The sequence below is a fragment of the Steroidobacter agaridevorans genome (assembly GCF_009932555.1).
Taxonomy (GTDB): Bacteria; Pseudomonadota; Gammaproteobacteria; order Steroidobacterales; family Steroidobacteraceae; genus Steroidobacter; species Steroidobacter agaridevorans.
Genome location: NZ_BLJO01000004.1, coordinates 733,057 through 753,219, shown reverse-complemented (window position 1 = coordinate 753,219; position 20,163 = coordinate 733,057). Strand labels below are relative to the sequence as shown.

Sequence of the window (20,163 nt, the reverse complement as noted above, 5' to 3'; positions counted from 1 at the left end):
CTTCCATTGAGCACGTGACTTCGATTGATTCGTGATTCGCTACGAGGCGGACAGTGGCGACCCGGGCGTTGCTGCCCTATCGTTCGCAATGACGGAGCCATCGAGCGCGAGATCCGTGACGACATCGCCACGTCGGATCGTGACCGTGACGACTTCGCCTTTGGCGAGCACGCTCAGCTGCTCCCTCGCCCGCAGCACGTCGTTTGCAACAGCACCGTCGATGGCAAAAATGACGTCGCCCGACTGCAGACCGAGCTGCGCGAATGCGCCACGGTCCTTGCCCGGGAAAATCTCCAGCCCATCCATCAATCCGTTCTCGTAATGGGGAGCCGATCTGATGATGTTCGTGATCGAATAGGCCGCGCGCTTCGCACTTCGCGCCGGAACGTCAGTTGCGCGCAAGCTAGTCAATGCGGCGGCCGCGCCCGCGCCGCCGCCTGCGACATACAACGTGGCCGTTTCAGTGCCTCGCTTGAGCAGCACGCGATCTGCATGAATCTCGACCAGTTCCGCACCATTGGCCAGCACAGCGCCGGCGACATATGTTTGCGGTTCGGCGGGATCAGGCCCGAGTCGCGCCGTACCTTCGTATGGGGTTCGTCCAGGGGAAGTGCTGACCAGAATCAACCGTTGCGGATCGGAAGCGTCGGGTGCGCTTTGTTGATTTGTGTTGGCCGGCTGCACGGACGCCGTGGGCGCCGGTGCGACTGCCGCGCTCTGCGCCGTCTCCGACGAATCTCCAAACCAGCGCTTCGGAGAGATATCCGCAGCCCATAAGAACACCGCGACGACCACTGACGATGCCGCCACGCAGAACGTGCGCATCAGCCACCGATGTCGCCGATCCATCTCGGCGACTTCGCGTTGATATCGATTCATGCCCGGCATGATCAATAGCGCGATGCTGCTTCAGATAGGCCACGCCGGACACGAACCCATGACGCCGATTGTTCTTGATGTCGTCATACGTCACCCCAAAAGCATCCCATCGCGTCGCCATGCGACGCGCCGATGAAACTTTGTTCTTGCCGGGGTTCGCGGCGACTTTTGTTATTCGCCATCCCTAGCTGCTTTCGTGCGGTTACCCTTCACCGCCGTTGCACATAAGTTGCAAGCGCAACTCAGTGCTGTCAACAGCCTTGACACTGGGGAAAGTGGAATCAGGGTTTCACCCAACGAGCTTCAGATGCAACGCTGCCAGTCCCCGAATGATGAAGCTCGGCTCGAAGTCGAGATTCCGGTTGCCGCGCGGACCATGTTTGTCCGCGGACAGCTCGATCTGCGATGTCTGTTCGAGAAAGCGTTCGAGGATGACCCGTACTTCCACTCGTGCGAGCGGCGCGCCGGCGCAGACATGCGGGCCGCGGCCGAATGCGAGGTGCTCTTTGATCTTTTCGCGATTGAGCTGGAACTCCTTCGGCTCCGGCCAACGACGCGGATCGCGATTGGCCGCGGCAAGCGCGAGGAAGATCTTCGTGCCCGCTGCAATCTCCACACCGCCAATGCGCGTGTTCTTGCGGGCCAGGCGAGACGTCATCTTGGTTGAGCCTTCCAGGCGCAGGACTTCTTCGATGAGCTGAGGGATCAGCGAGGGATCAGCGCGCAGTTTGTCCTGCAGCCCGGGCACATCGACGATGTAGCGCATCGAATTGCCGAGCAGCTTGGCGCTCGTATCCTGTCCCGCGCCGAACAGGAAGGTCGCGAGCCGGACGATCTCCATCAGATCCGGCGTCGAGCCGTCGGGATAGGTCGCATTGGCCAGCTCGGACAACACGTCGGAGCGAGGGTTGGCCCGGCGGTCCATCACGTACTGCGCGAAGTACCGGCCCATAAACTCCAGCGGACCGTTCTGAGCCTGCTGATTTTCCGTCTCGATGTTCCCTGGCGGCGGCCCCGCGGCGATCACTTCCATGAACAGCTTGCGATCGTCCGCCGGCACGCCGAGCAGATCGGCGATGACGAGTGTGACGAACGGCGTCGAAATCTCATTGATCAACTCGCAGCCGCCGCGCGCCACTGCATCGCTCACCAGCTCGCCGGCGTACTCGCGAATGAAAGCCTCGTTGGCCCTCAGGCGCGACGGCGTAAACAAACGGCTGAGGATGGAGCGAGACATCGAGTGCTGCCGGTCGTCATAAGCCACCAGCAGATCGCCACCGATGAATCGATTGCGATGCGCCTCGATCTGGGGCGTGAGGTCGTCGCCCTGGGGCGCGAAGGGCAACGGCATCGCCGGCCCCTGAGGCGCGATCGCCGAGGAGAAATCCCTGGTGTTGTTCAACACCTCGAGTGCTTCGGCGTAGCCGGTGACGACGACCACACCCCGATCCGGCAGCGTATGCACCGGCCCCTTGGCGCGCACCGCTTCGAAGTATTCGTACGGCTCTTTCAGCACCGCATAGTCGGTGAAGTAATCGCGCTCTTCCATTCGCATGGCTGACTCCCCCCGCAGATGAAACTATGAAACACCATATTGCTTAGATAAGCAACACTGTGAATCACAGTTGTCTCGGCTACAATGCGGCGACCGAACCCGATCACTCGCACCCATGGCATCGAGAACGCACCGACCTCATTTGTCAGCGGCCCAGGATCCGCGCGCAGTCCACACGCGCGAGGCGATGCGCACCGCCTTCCTGAAGCTGCTCGAAGAGAAGCCGCTGGATCAGATCAGCATTCGCGACATCGCCGCCCGGGCTGGCATCAGTTACGTCACTTTCTTCCGTCACCACCCGACGAAGGAATCGCTGCTGCATGCGATAGCGGCGGACCAGGTGCGCCGGCTGTCCGAGCTGATGCTGCCTGCGCTGGAGGCGGACGACACGCGCACCGCTTCCGTCAATCTGTGCACGTACGTCGACTCTCACCGCAAGCTTTGGTCCACGCTGCTAACGGGCGGCGCCGCTGCGGTGTTGCGCGAAGAGCTGCTGAAACAGGCCAGCGATGTAGCCTCCAGCCGCTCGAACCCGGACAACTGGCTACCGCCCGAACTGGCCGTGACTTTCAATGTGACTTGCACGATCGAGCTGCTCAGCTGGTGGCTGCGGCAGAAGCGCCCGGTGTCCATCGAGCGCGTGGCCGAGATCCAGGAGCGCATCATCATCAATCCGACGGTCGCGGCTGACAGGAACTGGGCTCAGCGCGCCAAGACCAAGCGCGCCAGGCGATCCTGAGCCGATCACTCGCCAAATCGATAGCGCAACCGGAAGCCATACATGCGAGGCTCGCCGAGCGCTGCATAGTCGCTGCCTGAGGTCGGCAGCCCCGGCACGTACTGGAAATATTCTTCATCGGTCACGTTGGTGGCGAACGCCGACAGATCCACCGGGCTGCCTGCGATGCCCTCCCAAGTCACATTCAGATTGAGCAGGTCGCGACTGTCGATCACGCCGTAATTCTTGCCGAACAGCGCCAGGATCGCCGGATCCTGGTAGCTGTAGCTGGTGAGCTGCTCATCCGTGTGCACGAAGGTCGCGCCGAACGTGATCAAGCCCACCGTCTCGGGCAGGCGCCAGGTGTAATTCGCCGACAGCGCATATTTGTTCTTCGGCGACAAGGCGAGCGGCGCGCCGCTTTCGATCTGCGAAGTCTGCACCTGATAGTTCGGATCGAGCGTCGTGACCTGATCGATGCTCCGGATCTCGGCATTGAGGTAAGTATAGTTGGCATCGAACGTCAGCCCTTCGATCGGCGTGATCGACACCTCGACCTCCGCACCATAGATGCGTGACTTGCCGGCGTTGATGACGGCTGTCGTCGGCGACACCGGCGCCGTCGCTCCTGTCACCGGATCGACGCGAGCATCGAACCCGAACTGCAGCTGCTGATCGGTGAAGTCGTTGTAGAACGCGGCGATATTGAATACGCCACGCACTGCCGAGCGGAAGCTGGTCTTCAAACCGAGTTCGAAGTTATCGACCTTCTCCGGATCGAACGTGCGATGGTCGATGGGCGCATTCGTGAACACGCCACCCGCGCGATAGCCGCGAGCGTACTTGCCGTACACCAGCACGTCGTCTCCGGGCTTGTAATCCAGGCCCAGCAGCCAGGTGGGCTTGTCGGACTCCTGCTTCAGGAACTGACCGCACGACGGCGCGCTCGACGGATCGGTGCAGCGCTGCGATGGCCCGCCGATGAACGGCGGCAACACGGGGAAGCTGTATGTGATGCGCTGGGCGCTGTTCGTTTGCTCATCCCACGTGTAACGCAGGCCGCCCGTCAAAGTGAACCGCTCGGCCAGGTCGTAGCTCGATTGCGCATAGACGCCGCGGCTTCGATACGCCGTTCTGCCAGCCGTGTAATTGACCGCTCCTACGTTGACCGGCACCGGGAATCCGAGCTGCTGACTCAGCGCCACACTGAACACGCTGCCGATGGGATCGGTGCAGTCGAGGGTAGCCAGGTCAGTGCACGACGCCAGCTGTGAAGACTGGTTGCCCACCGTGCTGAGCGGATCGCTCCACTCCAAATATCCGCCCAGCTGATAGCGCAACTTGCCATCCTCGCTCGATCCCTGCAGTTGCAGCTCTTCGGTGTAAGTGGACTGATCCGCCGTGTTGTGGCCGGGAATCGCGAACACGCCCGTGAACACGGCCGGCACGCCACGAAAGAACACCATTGGATAAGGCATCGGCAGCGTGCTCGTCTGCCAATTCGTGGCGAACAGCTGCGCGCGCTGCTCGTTGGTGAACTCCGCATAGCTCGCAATGTTCTTCAGCGTGACCGTGTCGGAGACATGCCAGGTCGTCGTATTGATCAGCTGCCACTGCTCGATGAGAGAGATCGGATCGGTGACGGCTGCCTGCACATCATGGAAGTCCGTGCCGCGAGCCTGCTCGTCCGCAAGCTGTCCGCAGGAAAGAATGCCGACGAAGTTGCGCAATCCCAGCTGCGGATCGGGCGGATTGAAGCCGGTCGGATTGCAGGCGATCAATTTCTCGACGCTGCCGTTGGTGTCCGACTTGCTCCAGGAAGCGATGGTGTAATTCTCGAGATTGGGGGTGAGATCCAGCACCAGACTGGCGCGCACGGCGCTGTAATTGACGTCGTTGTAATCCTTCGGCCCGATGCCCGAAATATTGTTCAGATACCCTTCGCGCCCCTGATGATCCGCCGCAAGCCGAAAGCGCGCGCCCTCGCCGAAAGGAACATTGAGCGCCGCCTGCAGCCGATACATATCGAAGTTGCCGTACGACCCTTCGAGGTAACCCTCGAAGTCGCCAGTCGGCTTTTGTGGCACGAGCAGCACGGCGCCGCCGGTGGTATTGCGCCCAAAGAGCGTGCCCTGCGGCCCCTTCAACACCTGCACGTTCTGCAGGTCGAAGAAACTGCCAGGACCCACACCATCGCCGGCCTGCGTGCCTTGAGTCGGGCCGCGCGCCGCGACCACATCGGCAAAGTAAGTGCCGACCGACGGCTGAGTGCCGAGCTCTTGCACGAAGCCGCGGATGGCGAAGCTCGTATTCTCGATGCCGAAGTTGCTGTTTGCCGAGAGCGACGGCGTGTAGTTCGCGAGATCGACCGCGTTGGTCACATTGCGGTTCGCGAGCTGCTCCTGATTGAACACGGTGATGGAGATCGGAACGTCCTGCAGCCGTTCCTCGGTGCGACGGGCGGTGACGATGATTTCGTTCAGCTCGTCGATCGCTGCATCGCCGCCGGCGGCATTGACGGGCGGTGTCTGAGAGAGCGCCGGTGCGCTCACACCGAGACCCGCCGCCAGCGCGGCGCCGATCACCAACGGACGCTTGTGCAACTCCGCCTTCATGGCACTCCCCCCTTTTCCGTTCTGTTTTAAGCGAACCCCGTCATTGCACTTATGAAACACACTGTTTCTTTGAGAAACACTGTGTATCACAGATTCCGGCTTGTCAACTTCACCGGATGACTCGAGCGCTTGGCTATAACGGAAGAATCAGGGGACGAATGGCGCCGCGGTCGCGACTGCTCGAAGGCAAGAACTGCGTCCGAGTTTGTTGAAGACGCGCGCGCTCTGGAACGAGCGCGCGCGTGTTACGCACTTAGTGCAGAAAAGTCCAGTTCGACGTCTCGGTGAGTATCGAGCCGTTCGACAGCTCGACCGTCCACTCGATCGGCGCACCGCCCGCCAGCGGCAGCAGCGAATCGGCGTTCGGGCACAGCACCGCGGGCTGAGCGGCGCTGGTCGGCGGCGGCACCAGTGTGCAAGAGCCCGGATAGCCGATCGGCAACGGCGCACCGTTGGCCTCCGCGATCACGCTCACGACGCTGCTGTTACGAGGCAGAGCCAGCGCTGCATCGAACTGCTGGGTCGACAGGAAACTGCCCGCCGCCGGCGACACGACGACAGCGTCGACAACGACGGGCTCGGCGCTCTCGATGTTTGCGACCACCATGAACGACTGACCAAAGTTGCTGCTGATAACGACTTCCTTCGGGTCGTACTCAGTCAGAGTGGGCACGGCTGCCGGCAGCGCCACGGACTGCGTCATGTTGCCCCGGCCATTGAAGCGAACCGTGATCTCATCGACCTGCGCGGTGCTCGCCAGCGGCTTGTTGTCGCGACTGGTCATCTCGAACATTCCCGACCCGAACTCACCCTGCGGGTCGACCTCAATTTCGATGCCCTGAGTCGGTTGATTGTTCTCGAACACGATGCCGCCAGACACGAAACGCATGCGCGCCTCATTGGCATAGGGCACATACCTGCCATACCCCTCGGGATCGTCCGAGGTATTGGGCGTGTTCGTGTTGTAAACATACGTGCCGGTCAACCGGCTGCCTGCGAGGATCTTGCCGTGGAGCATGGTGCCCGGATCGTAAACATCGACGACTCGAGCCGTGACCTTCACCCGCACGACCTCCGCCACCGCCGGTGCGGACGCCAACGCGGTCAACAACAGACCGCTGACAAACAATGCTGCCTTTTTCATGGTTCTCCCTAACGTAGTTTGCGAAAATAATGCAAGCGCGAATCCGCCGCGCGCAACGGTGGATCGCCAGGGAGCAAGGTATTGTGGCAGCGGCGCGCGAATGGCGCCGCGACGGTCGCAGCTCTTACCCGATCCCTGGTCATTCCCTGCTGCTGGCCTCACACCCATCGAGGCCACGGTTGCAGATTCGCGAGGTTTAATAGCAGATAACTGTGACGATTGCACGCACGGCGAATGAGTCAACAGTTGCTCGGCCGAAGCTCATTTCGTTACGCTGAGTCAAAGGAAACTCATCGTGCCAGAACGACTGCCTCTCGTATTGTTGCCCGGCCTGTTGTGCGATCACCGGCTGTGGCGCGATCAAGCTCGGGATCTCGAAGACATTGCCGAGCCGACTCTCCCCGACCTCACGCTCGACGACAACTTGAGCGCGATGGCCAAACGCGTGCTCGATGCCGCGCCCGAGCGTTTCGCGTTGGCCGCGCTCTCGATGGGCGGCTACGTCGCGTTTGAAATCCTGCGTCAGCAGCCTCAACGCGTGACGCGTCTGGCCATGCTGGACACGAGCGCAGCGCTCGACTCGCCACAACGAGTGACGCAACGATTGGCCGGCATCCAGTCACTCAAGCACGGGCGCTTCTTCGGCGTCACGACTCGCATGCTGCCGCAACTGGTTCACACCAAGCATGTACACGGCCCCGTCGGCGCGGAAGTACAGGCCATGGCGAAGCGCGTCGGCGGTGACGCTTTCCTGCGCCAACAGAACGCCATCTTGAATCGGCCCGACTCGCGCCCCTTGCTGGCTTCGATCGATGTTCCCACGCTGATCGCCGTTGGCGACTCGGACATTCTCACGCCGCCTCGCGATGCCGAGGAGATGCATCGGCAGATCGCAGGCTCGACCTATTACGTGTTCGCTGCGTGCGGCCATTTGCCGCCGATGGAAGCGCCGGAGGAGACATCGACGTTGCTGCGTCGCTGGCTGCTTGAATAAATTTCATAGCGCGAGAACGACCAGCAACGTATAGCGCCGGATCGCGAGCCGGCGCATCATCGGCTGCATGCTTCGCCTCACTGTATTTGTTGTCGGCCTGCTCGCGACCGCCCACTGCGCGACGGCTCAAACACAGCCCGCCTCGCCACCGTCCTTGCGCTTCCAGATCGACGAGGGGCGTAACATCAACAGCTTCTTGCGCGAAGGGCCCGTAGCTGCGCACTTGTTACTACGATCAGGCACGGACCCGCGCATCCTCGTCGCCTTCCCTGCTGGCAACAGCGGCGTCGGCCTCTGGTTCGGCAGGAGCGAGCAACCGGTGGAATGGCAGCTCGCTCGTCAACCGATGCCGGCGCACGAAAAAGACTCGAAAGGTCGGCCGCTGCATGGCGTCGAAGCGGAAGTCACCCTCGACACTGACAATCTCCGTATCCAAGAAGCGGTGCTGTCATCCGTACGCGTGCTGCGTGACTATCAAGCCCTCGGTACGATTCCGAATGAAGTCGCGGCGAAGCCGGATGTCACAGCCAATCGCATCGTTTGGGACCGCGGCAGGCTCGATGGTGCGGCGGGCTATCGGCTGTCCATCGAAGCGCTCGACGGCGCGCGAGTATCGACAGAATCCATTACTGGCGCGAACGGCAAGCTCAGGCTGAAAGTCGTCGCGTTGACCGGCGAGACTCCTCTCACACCCATCGACAACACGTCGCTGCTGACTGCGACGGCCGCTCGCGACACTCGCGCACGCGACGTGCTCACCTTTCTGAGTTATCGCGAGAAGTACCTCGCCGGCTCGTGGCGCTTCGATACTTACTTTGGCCGCGACAGCTTGATGTCACTCACGCTGCTCGCTCCAGTCCTGCAGCACCTGGCCATCGAGAGCGGCATCGGAGCGGTTCTGACTCGGCTCGCGCCGAACGGCGAGGTCGCGCATGAAGAAGATATCGGTGAGTTCGCCGTACTTCGCAACTTCAGAGAAGGTCGCGGAAAGATCGACGCACCGATCTACGACTACGGAATGGTCGACGACGACTTCATGCTCGCGCCCCTCGCCGCCGACTGGCTGCTGGACAACGAAGGCAGGACGCGTGCGCCGAAGTTCCTCTCCGAGAAGAACGCCGCCGGCCAGCGACAAGGCGATGCGCTCGTGAAGAACTTGACGTGGGTGGTGGAGCGTACCGCCGCGTTCGTGGCAAATCCCAAGCCCGCGAACCTCGTTGGCATCAAGGAAGGTCGCATGACAGGGCAATGGCGAGATAGCGAGGAAGGCCTAGGCCGCGGTCTTTACGCTTACGACGTGAACGCAGTCTTCGTTCCGGCTGCGCTCGACGCGATCGATCGTCTGCTAAAGAGTGGATTGATCGATAGTTATCTGACGGATGCCCAGCGTCGCAGCTTGCAGCGAGCAGGCAACCAACGTGACGCCTGGTCCCGCAAGGCGCCACCGATGTTCGTCGTGACCTTGCCCGCGAAGCAGGCGCGAGATCAGGTATCAGCTTATGCCGCAACAATCGGTGTGGATGCCAAGCAGCCGCTCGCCGCGCTCGACAGCGGCCTGCGTGAGCAGTCATTGACGTTCAATGCCCTGTCGCTCGACGCCAATGGCAAGCCGATTCCCATCATGCACTCCGACGATGGCTTCGCGCTGCTGTTCACTCAGCCGAGCGCTGCACAACTGCAGCGTTCGATCGATGCGATCATGCGTCCGTTTCCCGCGGGGCTGATGACGCCGGCCGGCTTGCTGGTTGCCAATCCTGCGTTTGCCGATCGAGACACGCAGGCTCGCTTCGGCAACTCTGCCTATCACGGAACGGTCGTCTGGTCGTGGCAGCAGGCGGTGCTTGCGGCGGGGCTCAGTCGTCAGCTCGCCCGAAGCGATTTGTCAGCAGAACTTCGCACGCGATTGCAGGCGGCGCGCGCTCAACTTTGGAAAGCCATCGATGCGACCAACGCGCTGCGCTCTTCGGAGCTTTGGACGTGGTCGTTTGCGAACGGCCAGTATCGTGCCGAGGCGTTCGGACAACACAATACGCATGCGGACGAATCGAACGCGGCTCAGCTCTGGAGCACGGTGTATCTTTCGTTCCGGAACGGGGAATGGCTGGGCGCGAAGCGCACGCAGTGAGTTATCGATTCGCAGCCGGGCCGGCCGCCGCGCGCCGGCGTGAGACCACGACCGGCACGAGCGATGCAAGCAACAGCAAACCGATGACCGCCCACGCCGGCGGCATCCAGGATTGTTCTTCGGCCGCAGCTGCCGTCTCGATGAGTTTCGGGCGAGCGTTGGCGACGGCGTCGATCTCGATGTCTACACCGTGCCCTTCCGCGGCGTAGGCTGACACTCGATAGCGATGACCGTCCGCGACCGGAAAATTGAACTTGCCGGCATCGTCGGTCTCGCCCGCCACGGCAGTCGCATCCGGCGTCGAAAGATCGAGCAGCTCGACGGACTCGCGCACCGCCAGCTCGCCATTCGAGTAATACACCGTGCCTTCGATCTTGTCGCCGACATGCTTGGCGTCGAGCAACAGACCGTGCGCCGCCGCCAGGCCCGGCAGCAGGAACATCAGGCAAGCGAACACCTTACTTCGCATCGAACCCAAAGGAATATTCATAGCTCAGCTCCGTATATTTGGGATTGCCTGCAACCGGAATCCGTTTGCCGGCCCACAGCCGGTTGAAACCCTGCTTCGGCACGAAAGCGGCGACGCCCTCGGCATCGGTCACCGGATCCGCCGCCGTGCCTTCCTCGCCATGGCCCAGTTTCACACCGGCGACAGGCTTGCCATCCTGAAGTACACGAACGCGGAACGGCTGACCGGCCACCGGCTGCTGCGCGGACAAAGGGACGACCTCGAACGGCTGACCGAGCGCCTTGGTCACCAGCGGCGCCCAGTCCACCACTGTCTTGTGATATTTGACGGCGTAGGTCGCACGCGTGGCGCCAGCGACTTCGTTCATCGGCTTCTCGACGCTTGGCCCCGTCGGTGGCCGCGAGTGAATGCCGTTATCGAAGTGCATGGAGATCAAAGCAGGCGCACCCGAAACATGCAGGCGCACGCCGTCGGCGGTCACCTCCTGCTTGACGCCGAGTTTCCTGCCCTGCTTGTCGACCGCATCGATCTGCTTGATCTTCTCCGGCTGGTAAGTCTCGAGCTTGCCGGCGTGGCCGCCGAACAAAACCTGGAAGTCGCCCTGAGTCTGCGGCATGGACTCGAGCCAGACCGTGTGCGCCATGGCACCCGAAGCGCAGCATGTGAGCATCGCGGAGAAAATCAGCTGGCGTGATCTGGCGAACATATCCCTATCTCATTGGAAATCGAATTGAATGCCGGCGCGCACGGTGCGGGGCGATCCCGGCGCGAACAGGAGCTGACCGCCGATGACCGACACCGAGGTGGCGTACTTCTCGTCTGTAACATTGTCGAGCCGCGCGTAGACGCGATAGTTGCGCGCGCTGCGGTTCGTGTATGAGACGCCCAGATCGAGGAGATCGTAGCTCTCCGCCTGCACCGTGTTGAGCGCATCGACTTCGTACTCGCCGACGTAGCGCCAGAACGCGTTGATGCTCCAGTCCGCGAACGGACGGTAAGTTGCTTCGAGGCTGCCGGACGTTTCGGGCACACCTGGCACCGTCAAGCCCAAGAGTCGAGCATCCGCGTTCTGCTCCACTTCGGTGTCCGTGACGCCATAGACCGCGCTCAGCTCGAAGTTCGAGACCGGCGTCCATTTCGCGCTCGCCTCGACGCCTTCACGCATGGTCGCGCCATAGTTCTCGTAAACGCCGGGCGACACCGTGCGCACTTCGCCCGTCGACTTCAAACGATAACCGGCGATGTCGAACTCGAATGCGTGGGCGGCCGCGAAGCGCATGCCGATCTCGGTCTGACGGAACACGTTCTCATCGAGCGGCTGGCCACCGATCGCGTATTTCACGAATCCGTTCGGCAGCGCGAAGCCCTCAGCCCAGCTGGCGCGCAACTGCAACCAGTCGGTCACTTGCGAATTCAATCCCACCTTCGGGCTGGCATGCTCGGCCTTGTTGAGAGCACTGCACGGGTCGGTGCCCGTCTCTGTGCCGCGCAGCTCGCACCCACCAGTGAAACGATCGGCGCGAAGCCCGAGCGACAGCTGTGCGAGCGGGTGCAGGCTCGCCCGCACTTCGGTGAATGCCGAGACGCTGTTGAGATCGGTCTCGCGATTCGACTGTGCGGGCAGCACGCGACGGCGACGGTCCAGGCCGTCGAAGAACTTGTATTCGGTGGACTCGCGGAATGTTTCGACACCAGCGATGTAGCTCACCGGAATGGACGCCAGCGCCGTCACGCCATTCAAACTGGTGCCGGCGCCAAGAACGCTGCGATCGTACGTTTCTTCGCGCTGCCGCCAGGTCGTCGCATTGATGGGCCGCGAGAACCAACGTGTGAAGTCCTGCTGGGTCGTGTACGCAAACGTCAGCAGCTTCAGGTCATCGTCGATCTGATAGTTCACGTCGCCGCGAACCGTCAGGAATTCCTTGTCCGCGCCGTCGTTCTGTGTGTTCGGATCGATGCCGCGGGGATCCGCCTGGAACTGCGCCTGCGTCAAATACGACGCAGAGTCACTCTCCGACTGCAAGTAGCGCGACGACACTGCAACTTGCAGGTCTGGCGTGACATCCGCCGACCAGCGGCCGGAGAACGTGCTGCGTTCAGTCTCACTCTGCGGCCGGTAGCTGTCAGTGCGGAACAGCTGCCCCGCAAGGTTGATCTGTTGGGTGTCGCCGAGCCCCGCGCCGTATGCAGCTTGTAGATCCACGGTGTCATACGAGCCGAACGACAAATCCGTTTCGGCATAGTCGCCGCTCTTGCGCGTCTGGATATCGACCATACCGCCACGATTGTAGTTGCCGTACAGCGCCGACACCGGGCCTTTGAAAACGCTGAACGACTCGATCTCGAGCGGCACGACCGTGTTCAGGTCGACATAACCGTCGGCATGCGACATGGCTTCGTTGAGCGGAATGCCGTCGATGACGGCGCCGAGATCGCCACCGTGACCGCCGTTGCCGAAGCCGCGAATCACGATGTTGCTGGCCACCGAGCCGAGCTGCAGGTCGCGCACGACCATGCCGGGCACGAAACGAAACAGATCGTCGACGTCGGCCAGCGCCTGCTCGCGAATCGCCACGTTGTCCAATACCGTCGCGCTGAACGCGGATTCCTCGGGCCGAAGCAGCTGACCCTTGACGACGACCTCATCGATCGTCTCGGCCGCCGCGCCGAGCGACAAAGTTCCCAGCACGCACGCGACCGCCCACCGCAATGATTCATTCGGGTTATGCACTGTCATGGCCGCTCTCCATCACGACGGGTAGGTCGCCCTTTCAGACACTGCGGTCACGTCCTGCGACGACGTGACGTAACCGTGAACTTGCACAGCCAGCAACACGGCGCTTGCCGCGATCAAGGCGCCGTTGGTTACGCGCGTGATTGCCGGGAAAGCAGTGCTCGTGCGCCAGACTTTGACGACTGCAGTCATCAACGCCAGCGCGGCAATCTGACCGAACTCGACGCCGACGTTGAACGCGATGATCTTCGTCACCAGCTCCGGATCCTTCGCCAGCGTCATCTGCTGCAGACGGGTCGACAGGCCGAAGCCGTGGATCAAGCCGAACACGAACACCATGAACAGCAGATTCGGCGCGGGCCGGCCGAACCAGCGACGGAACAGGTCCATGTTCTCGATGGCTTTGTAAGTCACGGTCAGTGCGATCACCGCATCGACCAGATAGGGATTCGCAGTGATGCCCGCCAACGTCGCGAACAGCAGCGTGATCGTGTGGCCCGCTGTGAACGCCGTGATGAACACGACGATCTGGCTGAAGCGCGTCAGAAACAGCATCACGCCCAGCAGGAACAACAGATGATCGTAGCCAGTGAGCATGTGCTCGGCGCCGATCCACGCGGCGTCGGAGAATCCGCCGATCAACATGCGCTGTTGTGCTTGTTCGCTGACCGAATGCGCCATTGCCGTGGCGGCGGCGAGCAGCACGCTCGCCGCACCACAGACAACGGACAACTGCACTGAAAAGCGACTTCTCACAGCCACCCACGCCCTCGATGGAGTTATTCGCGTCGAACCGTCCGAGGCGCGAGCGGGACGTATGATGATTTCAGAATATTTCACACAGGTTTCAGGCCACAACTTTTTTATTGGCCCCGGCTTCATCCATGAATGCGTGCTTCTGTAAGTTATGCTGCCCGCTTCGAAGCACGAGTACCGCCATGCGACGCCTCACCATTTCCATCGACGACGAGCTCGCCGACACCTTCGATCGGTTCATGCAGCAGAAGGGTTACCAGAATCGCTCCGAGGCCTTTCGCGATCTGTTGCGTGGCGAACTAGGTCGGGACAGCGTCGACCAGGGCGGTGCTCACCACTGCGTGGCGGCGCTGAGTTACGTCTACAACCATCACGAGCGCCAACTCGCCGGACGTCTCGCGCAGCTTCAGCACGATCATCACGACGTGACGGTCTCGACCATGCACGCGCATCTGGATCACGACAATTGCATCGAGACCATGATCCTGCGCGGCCACACGCAGGAAGTGGTGCAGTTTGCCGAAGCCTTGATCGCCGAGAAGGGCGTGCGCCATGGCAAGTTCAACGTGATCCCGGTGGAATCGGAGACCAACGGTCGCGCGCACCCTCAACACCACCACGTCCACTTGCGACCGCACCGCTGAAGCCGCCATCATCTCCGTTTGACGGAGACGACCGATGCGATCCCACTTGTTCACGCCGGCCCAGGTCGGCCCTCTCACGCTTGCGAACCGCATCGTGATCGCGCCCATGTGCCAGTATTCGGCCGACAACGGCTGCATGACCGACTGGCACACGATGCATCTCGGGCAGCTCGCCGTGTCGGGCGCCGGCCTGCTGACCATCGAAGCAACCGCGGTCAAGCCGGAAGGCCGCATCACTTATGCCGACGTCGGCCTGTACTCCGATGAGTGCGAGCGAGCGATGCACGGGGTGGTGGAATCGGTGCGCCGCTGGTCGGACATGCCGATTGCAATTCAGCTCGCGCATGCCGGCCGCAAGGCGTCCACCGACGTACCTTGGAAAGGCGGTGCGCAGCTACCGCCCCCTCATGCACACGGCTGGCAGACCGAAGCGCCCTCCTCGCTCGCCTTCCACGAGAACGACCATCCGCCCATCGCCTTGGATCGCGATGGCTTGAAAGATGTCCGCGACGCTTTTGTCGCCGCCGCTCGCCGCGCTGTGAACATCGGTCTCGACGCGATCCAGCTACACGGCGCGCACGGTTACTTGCTGCATCAGTTTCTGTCGCCGCTGTCGAATCGTCGCCATGACGAATATGGCGGCTCGCTCGAGAATCGGATGCGCTTTCCGCTCGAAGTGTTCGATGCGGTCCGGGACGCGGTGCCGTCCGAAAAGCCGGTCAGTATTCGCGTCTCCGGAACGGATTGGGCGCCGAACGGGTGGGACATCGAACAAACCGTGGAATTCGCGCGAGCGCTCGACGCGCGTGGCTGCAACGCCATTCATGTTTCCAGCGGCGGACTGTCACCGGCGCAGAAAATTGCGGTCGGTCCCGGCTATCAAGTGCCGCTAGCGCGAGCGGTCAAAGCGGCCGTGAAAATGCCGGTCATCGCAGTTGGCTTGATCAACGATTTCGAGCACGCGGAATCGGTGCTCGTTGCAGGCGATGCGGATTTCATCGCGCTTGCGCGCGCCATGCTCTACAACCCGCGCTGGCCGTGGCACGCCGCGGCTCACTTCGGCGCTCGTGTGAAAGCGCCCGATCAATATTTGCGTTCTCAGCCGGCGCGATTCCGTGGATTGTTCGATTTGCGCGCGGACGATTAAAGCGTTCGTTGCGCCCTGATATTCTGTGCCCGCTCCGGATGCAGCTCTTGCATGAGCGCGTCCAATTTGTCTCTCTGCCTCGTATCGACGTAGAAGCGAATCACTCGAGTGCGCGCCAACTCACGGGTGGCCGAATCGACGCCATCGGCCGTGGCCAGGATGCGATAGCTTTCGACCAGCTTCGATTCGGCCTCTCGATGTTTGCCTTCCTTGTGCAGGACTTCGCCAAGCGCGTTAGCCGATCGCGCCGCGCGCCATTCGGGCGCCCCGGTGCGCTTCCAACGGTTGGCCGCGGCCGTGAAATGCGCTTCGGCATCGGCGAGCTTACCGGTGGCCGCCAGGACCTCGCCCAGGTAGTGCTCGGCCGATGCGACGTATTGATGATCGGGGGGCAGACTCTTGCCGAACAATTCCAGAGTGTCGCGCAGTAGCGGCTCGGCTTCTTCGAACTTGGCCTGCCGGATCAAAACCGTTCCCAGCATCGTTTGCAGAAAACCGATCTTGGCGTACGCCGTGCTATGCGCATTGCGATGAATCGCGATCGCCTCGCGCACGAGCTTCTCTGCTTCGACCGTGTCCCCTTGCGCCAGCCGCACCTGGGCCAGCGAAGAAATGGTTTCCGCGACCGCTGGATTCGCTTTGAAGAGCGCTCGCTGGGTGGCCAGCGTGCGTTCGTAAATCGGCGCGGCCGCGCTGAGCTTGCCCTGGTACAACAGCGTTTCGGCCAGCACGAAGTCCGCCTTGACCCGGTCGGGATGGCGAACGTCGACCGACTCGTAGATCTCGACCGCCTCGCGTGCCACGGCTTCGGCCCGGGCATAGTCGTCCAGCCAGGTGTAAAGATTGGCCTGCTCGCTCAGGATGCTGCCGATCTCCGGATCCCGCGATCCCTTCGCCCTTCGCATCAATTCCAGCGCGGCATCGAAAGCGGCCAGCGCCTCGACCGGCCGGCTGCGCATCGTTTCGAGCCGACCGATCTCGGCCAATAGCTTTGCCTTGGCCTCCGCATCGGTCTCGCCGAGGCTCGCCATCATCGCCTGCGCCTGGCCGAAGTGCTCATCGGATTCCCGAGCCAGTCCGGCATCTCGCTCCGCGACCGCAAGCTCGATCAGAGTGGTCACGACCTTCGGGCTCGATTCCCCACTCGACTCACGCCGCAGGCGCAGCGCTTTCTCGAGCTGATCGACCGCTTCGTTCGGTTCGCCCAGGCGCCGGTAGGCGACGCCCATGTTGACGTGCAGCTCCGAGCGGACCTCGGGATTCACGTTCGGATCCGCGTCGATCACCAGCTTGGCTTGATCCAACAGCTCTCGCGCCGACATCTCCCGGCCGAAGTTCACATAGGGATTGGCCGCGGCAAAGATGTCGCGAAAATGTCCGGACACCCGTTCGGCCGTTTCTTTTTCCTGGGTCACCAGCTCGAGCGCGTCCTGAACGGCGGCCCGCTGGATGGACACGGTAATGAGCGAGCTCACGATGAGCGCCGCCACGGTGGTGCCGGTGGCCACCGCCAGGCGATTGCGCCTGATGAAACGGGAGGTGTAGTAGGCCCAGTTGCCCTGCCGTGCCTGCACCGGCTCATTCGCCAGGTAGTGTCGGATGTCCCCGATGAGCTGATCGATGGAGCTGTAGCGATGCTGCGGCTCCTTGCGCATGGCGCGCATGATGATGGCATCGAGATCGCCGGCGAGGCCGCGCTCCAGTTTGTCCGGCGTCGTGGCGCGTGCGTTGGCCAGAACGGAGATCGATGGTTCGTCATCTTTCGGTCCGGCGCGCAACGCTGTCTGCACGGCGACGCTCGGACGCAGCGGATCGGTCACGCAAATCGCGCGCTCCAGCTCGAGCTGACTGGCCGAGGACGAGGACAACGTGTACGGGCGCAATCCCGTGAGCAGCTGATAGAGCACGACGCCCAGTGAATAAACATCGCTCGCGGTCGTTACCGGCCGGCCGAGAATCTGCTCGGGACTCGCATACTCGGGCGTGAGCAGGCGGTCGTTCATGCGCGTCAGGTCGGACGGTTTGGTGACATCGCTGGCGTCCAGCAGCTTGGCGATGCCGAAGTCGAGCAGCTTGGGCACGCCATCGCCCGTGACCAGAATGTTTGCCGGCTTGAGATCGCGATGGACGATCAGGTTTTGATGGGCGTACTGCACCGCGGCGCAGACCTGGAGAAACAATTCGAGCCGTTCGCGCAGGTTCAACTGCCGCTGATCGCAGAACTGATCCACCGGCTCGCCATGGATGTACTCCATGACCAGGTAGGGCTGGTGACCTTCGGTTTCGCCCGCATCCAGCAACCGGGCGATGTTGGCGTGATTGAGGCTCGCCAGAATCTGCCGCTCGGCGCGGAAGCGCAGCCCGAAGGAAGCCGCGGCGCTCTCATCGATGATCTTGACCGCGACCTGCGCCGAATATTGTTTATCCGCGCGCTCGGCCAGATAGACGGTGCCCGATCCGCCCCGGCCGAGCACGGAAATGATCTTGTATCGATCCGCAATGACATGGCCCAGCAGGCTGTGACGGCCTGCCTGGCTGGAGCGCAGGAATGCGGCGCCGACCGCCCGTGAGATGGGGCCGCTCGTGGCCGCCTCGGGATAGACGCTGAGCAAGCCCAGAGCTTCTTCGAGCTCCTGCGGCTCTGCGATCTGCTGACGAACGTAATGCTCCCGGTCCTCGGGCAGAAGCTGCATCGCTTCTTCGAGTACTTGCCCCACTCGCGTTAGGCGCCGCTCCTCGGCGGTTCTCGGAGATGTCATTAGATCGGCATCGATAGTTACTAAACGTCAGTGGCGGATCGGACCAGGGATGTGCAAAGCCACATCGAATAACAACCCTCGGACGAGCGCCAATTCTCCGTAAAAAACAGGATGTTTGCGTGTCGGACTTTCCAGTTTCGAGGTTCTCGTCCGGGTTCTCACGCCGACCACCTAGGGCCGCAGGATGCAGTGCCGCTTAAGCAATACCCTGATTTTGCATTGGAGATAACATAATCGAACATTTCCAGTGTGACGAGGATCACAATTAAACAACGGTTATGTCTATGATTCGTCCTGTCGAGCGGGTGGCTTAGCACATTGTTTGCGGGAGAAACGTTGATATGCGTAGCAAGATTATTTCGGCGTTCGCTGTGTCCTTTGCACTGATGGCGAACGTCGCCCTGGCCGATGGCACGGTTGGCGGCAAGCGCCCGCTGCTGGCTGACGGCACGGTTGGTGGCAAGCGCCCCCTCCTGGTCGATGGCACGGTCGGCGGCAAGCGCCCGCTCCTGGCCGATGGCACCGTCGGCGGCAAGCGCCCGCTCCTGGCTGACGGCACGGTTGGCGGCAAGCGCCCTCTCCTGGCTGATGGCACGGTCGGCGGCAAGCGTCCGCTCCTGGCTGATGGCACGGTCGGCGGCAAGCGTCCGCTCCTGGCCGATGGCACGGTTGGCGGCAAGCGCCCGCTCCTGGCTGACGGCACGGTCGGCGGCAAGCGTCCGCTCCTGGCTGATGGCACGGTTGGCGGCAAGCGCCCCCTCGTCGCCTGATCATCACTCACCGGAGAACCCCATGAAACGCATCCCAATCCTTATGGTGGTTGCTGCCAGTCTGATGTCCACAGCGGTCGCCACCAACACGGTCGCCCCTGGAACGAATGCCTCCAAGCCCGAGGCGGCCGTCCAGTCGCCGGCCCTGGAGCAGTTGAAAGCGCAGGCCTCGTCTTCGATGACGACCTGGCAGCGCCCGCTCTAATCATATAAAGAACATGGCGCGCCTCGTTTCGAGAGCGCGCCACTGCGACCGGACCGGGGACGACCAAGAACCTCTGTCCGGTCTCACCGCCCCCCCGCCTCACTAGCAAATCAATATTTCGGCCGGATTACTTCGTGCGCTGCTGGCGCTCGATCTCGGCCCGCATCTCCTCGTTCCGCTCGCGCAGCTCGGGCGTGAACTCGGCGCCGAAGTCCTCCAGCTCATAGAACGGACGAATCTCGATCTCGGTGTCCTCGCCCGGCATTGGATGGGGGCAACGACGCACCCATTCGATGGCTTCATCCATGGACTTCACCTGCCAGACCCAATAGCCGGCGATCACTTCCTTGGTTTCGGCGAACGGGCCGTCGATCACCAGGCGCTTATCGCCTGAGAAGCGCACGCGCTTGCCCTTGCTGGTCGGCTTGAGGCCGTCGCCGCCGAGCATGATGCCGGCCTGCACCAGCGCCTCGTTGAATTTGGTCATCTCGGCCGCCAACTCCTCGGTGGGGGCAGCGCCGGCTTCAGAATTCTTGGTGGCCTTGATCATTACCATGACGCGCATGTTCCTGCTCCTGTCGGTTGATTGCTGCGATCTGAGTTGAAGACGACCGGATCTCACCATGGCCGACACCTTGCGGAACAAAAT

Annotated in this window: 17 protein-coding genes; 7 read left to right on the top strand and 10 right to left on the bottom strand. The window is 62.1% G+C overall.

What is annotated here, in order from left to right; all coding sequences use genetic code 11:
- Positions 1-39: 39 nt before the first annotated feature.
- Complete coding sequence (locus GYH35_RS18045; RefSeq protein ID WP_161829131.1) at positions 40-879, bottom strand: type II secretion system protein N; 840 nt, start codon at positions 877-879, stop codon at positions 40-42.
- A 289-nt stretch (positions 880-1,168) separates the two neighbouring features.
- Positions 1,169-2,434 carry a cytochrome P450 gene (locus tag GYH35_RS18040; protein WP_161811293.1) on the bottom strand — a complete coding sequence of 422 codons (1,266 nt, stop codon included), beginning with the start codon at positions 2,432-2,434 and terminating at the stop codon, positions 1,169-1,171.
- A gap of 187 nt (positions 2,435-2,621) precedes the next feature.
- On the opposite strand from GYH35_RS18040, the gene GYH35_RS18035 reads away from it, so the two are divergent.
- The gene (locus GYH35_RS18035; RefSeq protein ID WP_161811292.1) at positions 2,622-3,173 is read left to right on the top strand and encodes a TetR/AcrR family transcriptional regulator; all 552 of its coding nucleotides are present in this window, start codon (positions 2,622-2,624) and stop codon (positions 3,171-3,173) included.
- Positions 3,174-3,178: 5 nt separating this feature from the next.
- On the opposite strand, the gene GYH35_RS18030 is transcribed toward GYH35_RS18035, so the two are convergent.
- Together GYH35_RS18030 and GYH35_RS18025 are read right to left on the bottom strand one after the other, a co-directional pair.
- Positions 3,179-5,767, bottom strand: a complete 2,589-nt coding sequence (locus GYH35_RS18030; protein ID WP_161811291.1) for a TonB-dependent receptor — start codon at positions 5,765-5,767, stop codon at positions 3,179-3,181.
- Positions 5,768-6,020: 253 nt separating this feature from the next.
- On the bottom strand, positions 6,021-6,911 hold the full coding sequence (locus GYH35_RS18025; protein ID WP_161811290.1) for a hypothetical protein: 891 nt from the start codon (positions 6,909-6,911) through the stop codon (positions 6,021-6,023).
- Between the two features lie 295 nt (positions 6,912-7,206).
- Between GYH35_RS18025 and GYH35_RS18020 the strand changes: the two genes are divergently transcribed.
- The gene (locus GYH35_RS18020; RefSeq protein ID WP_161811289.1) at positions 7,207-7,905 is read left to right on the top strand and encodes an alpha/beta fold hydrolase; all 699 of its coding nucleotides are present in this window, start codon (positions 7,207-7,209) and stop codon (positions 7,903-7,905) included.
- A 67-nt stretch (positions 7,906-7,972) separates the two neighbouring features.
- On the top strand, positions 7,973-10,030 hold the full coding sequence (locus tag GYH35_RS18015) for a hypothetical protein (protein ID WP_161811288.1): 2,058 nt from the start codon (positions 7,973-7,975) through the stop codon (positions 10,028-10,030).
- A gap of 1 nt (position 10,031) precedes the next feature.
- On the opposite strand, the gene GYH35_RS18010 is transcribed toward GYH35_RS18015, so the two are convergent.
- From GYH35_RS18010 to GYH35_RS17995, 4 genes are read right to left on the bottom strand one after another with little or no spacing between them, the layout of a single operon-like run.
- A complete protein-coding gene (locus GYH35_RS18010) occupies positions 10,032-10,520 on the bottom strand; it encodes a hypothetical protein (RefSeq protein ID WP_161811287.1) in 489 nt (162 codons plus the stop codon).
- A complete protein-coding gene (locus GYH35_RS18005) occupies positions 10,489-11,205 on the bottom strand; it encodes a DUF4198 domain-containing protein (RefSeq protein ID WP_161829130.1) in 717 nt (238 codons plus the stop codon). Before GYH35_RS18005 ends, GYH35_RS18010 begins: the two co-directional genes overlap by 32 nt.
- Before the next feature lie 9 nt (positions 11,206-11,214).
- A complete protein-coding gene (locus GYH35_RS18000) occupies positions 11,215-13,236 on the bottom strand; it encodes a TonB-dependent receptor (protein ID WP_161829129.1) in 2,022 nt (673 codons plus the stop codon).
- A gap of 12 nt (positions 13,237-13,248) precedes the next feature.
- Positions 13,249-13,971 (bottom strand): HupE/UreJ family protein, encoded by a 723-nt coding sequence (locus GYH35_RS17995; RefSeq protein WP_235936804.1) that lies wholly within the window; start codon positions 13,969-13,971, stop codon positions 13,249-13,251.
- A gap of 200 nt (positions 13,972-14,171) precedes the next feature.
- Between GYH35_RS17995 and nikR the strand changes: the two genes are divergently transcribed.
- Together nikR and GYH35_RS17985 are read left to right on the top strand one after the other, a co-directional pair.
- Entirely contained in the window at positions 14,172-14,633 is a 462-nt protein-coding gene (gene nikR, locus GYH35_RS17990; RefSeq protein ID WP_161829128.1) for a nickel-responsive transcriptional regulator NikR, read from the top strand.
- A gap of 34 nt (positions 14,634-14,667) precedes the next feature.
- Positions 14,668-15,780: an NADH:flavin oxidoreductase/NADH oxidase gene (locus GYH35_RS17985; protein ID WP_161829127.1), complete on the top strand. Its 1,113-nt coding sequence runs from the start codon at positions 14,668-14,670 to the stop codon at positions 15,778-15,780.
- Here GYH35_RS17985 and GYH35_RS17980 read toward each other — a convergent pair.
- A complete protein-coding gene (locus GYH35_RS17980; protein ID WP_161811282.1) occupies positions 15,777-18,473 on the bottom strand; it encodes a serine/threonine-protein kinase in 2,697 nt (898 codons plus the stop codon). The genes GYH35_RS17985 and GYH35_RS17980 overlap by 4 nt on opposite strands.
- Positions 18,474-18,880: 407 nt before the next feature.
- Here GYH35_RS17980 and GYH35_RS17975 point away from each other — a divergent pair, with 407 nt between their 5' ends.
- Both GYH35_RS17975 and GYH35_RS17970 read left to right on the top strand, forming a co-directional pair.
- A complete protein-coding gene (locus tag GYH35_RS17975) occupies positions 18,881-19,309 on the top strand; it encodes a hypothetical protein (protein WP_161829126.1) in 429 nt (142 codons plus the stop codon).
- 22 nt (positions 19,310-19,331) lie between these two features.
- On the top strand, positions 19,332-19,514 hold the full coding sequence (locus GYH35_RS17970; protein ID WP_161811280.1) for a hypothetical protein: 183 nt from the start codon (positions 19,332-19,334) through the stop codon (positions 19,512-19,514).
- A 127-nt stretch (positions 19,515-19,641) separates the two neighbouring features.
- Here GYH35_RS17970 and GYH35_RS17965 read toward each other — a convergent pair whose 3' ends face one another.
- Positions 19,642-20,079, bottom strand: a complete 438-nt coding sequence (locus GYH35_RS17965; RefSeq protein ID WP_161811279.1) for a YciI family protein — start codon at positions 20,077-20,079, stop codon at positions 19,642-19,644.
- Between the last annotated feature and the right edge of the window lie 84 nt (positions 20,080-20,163).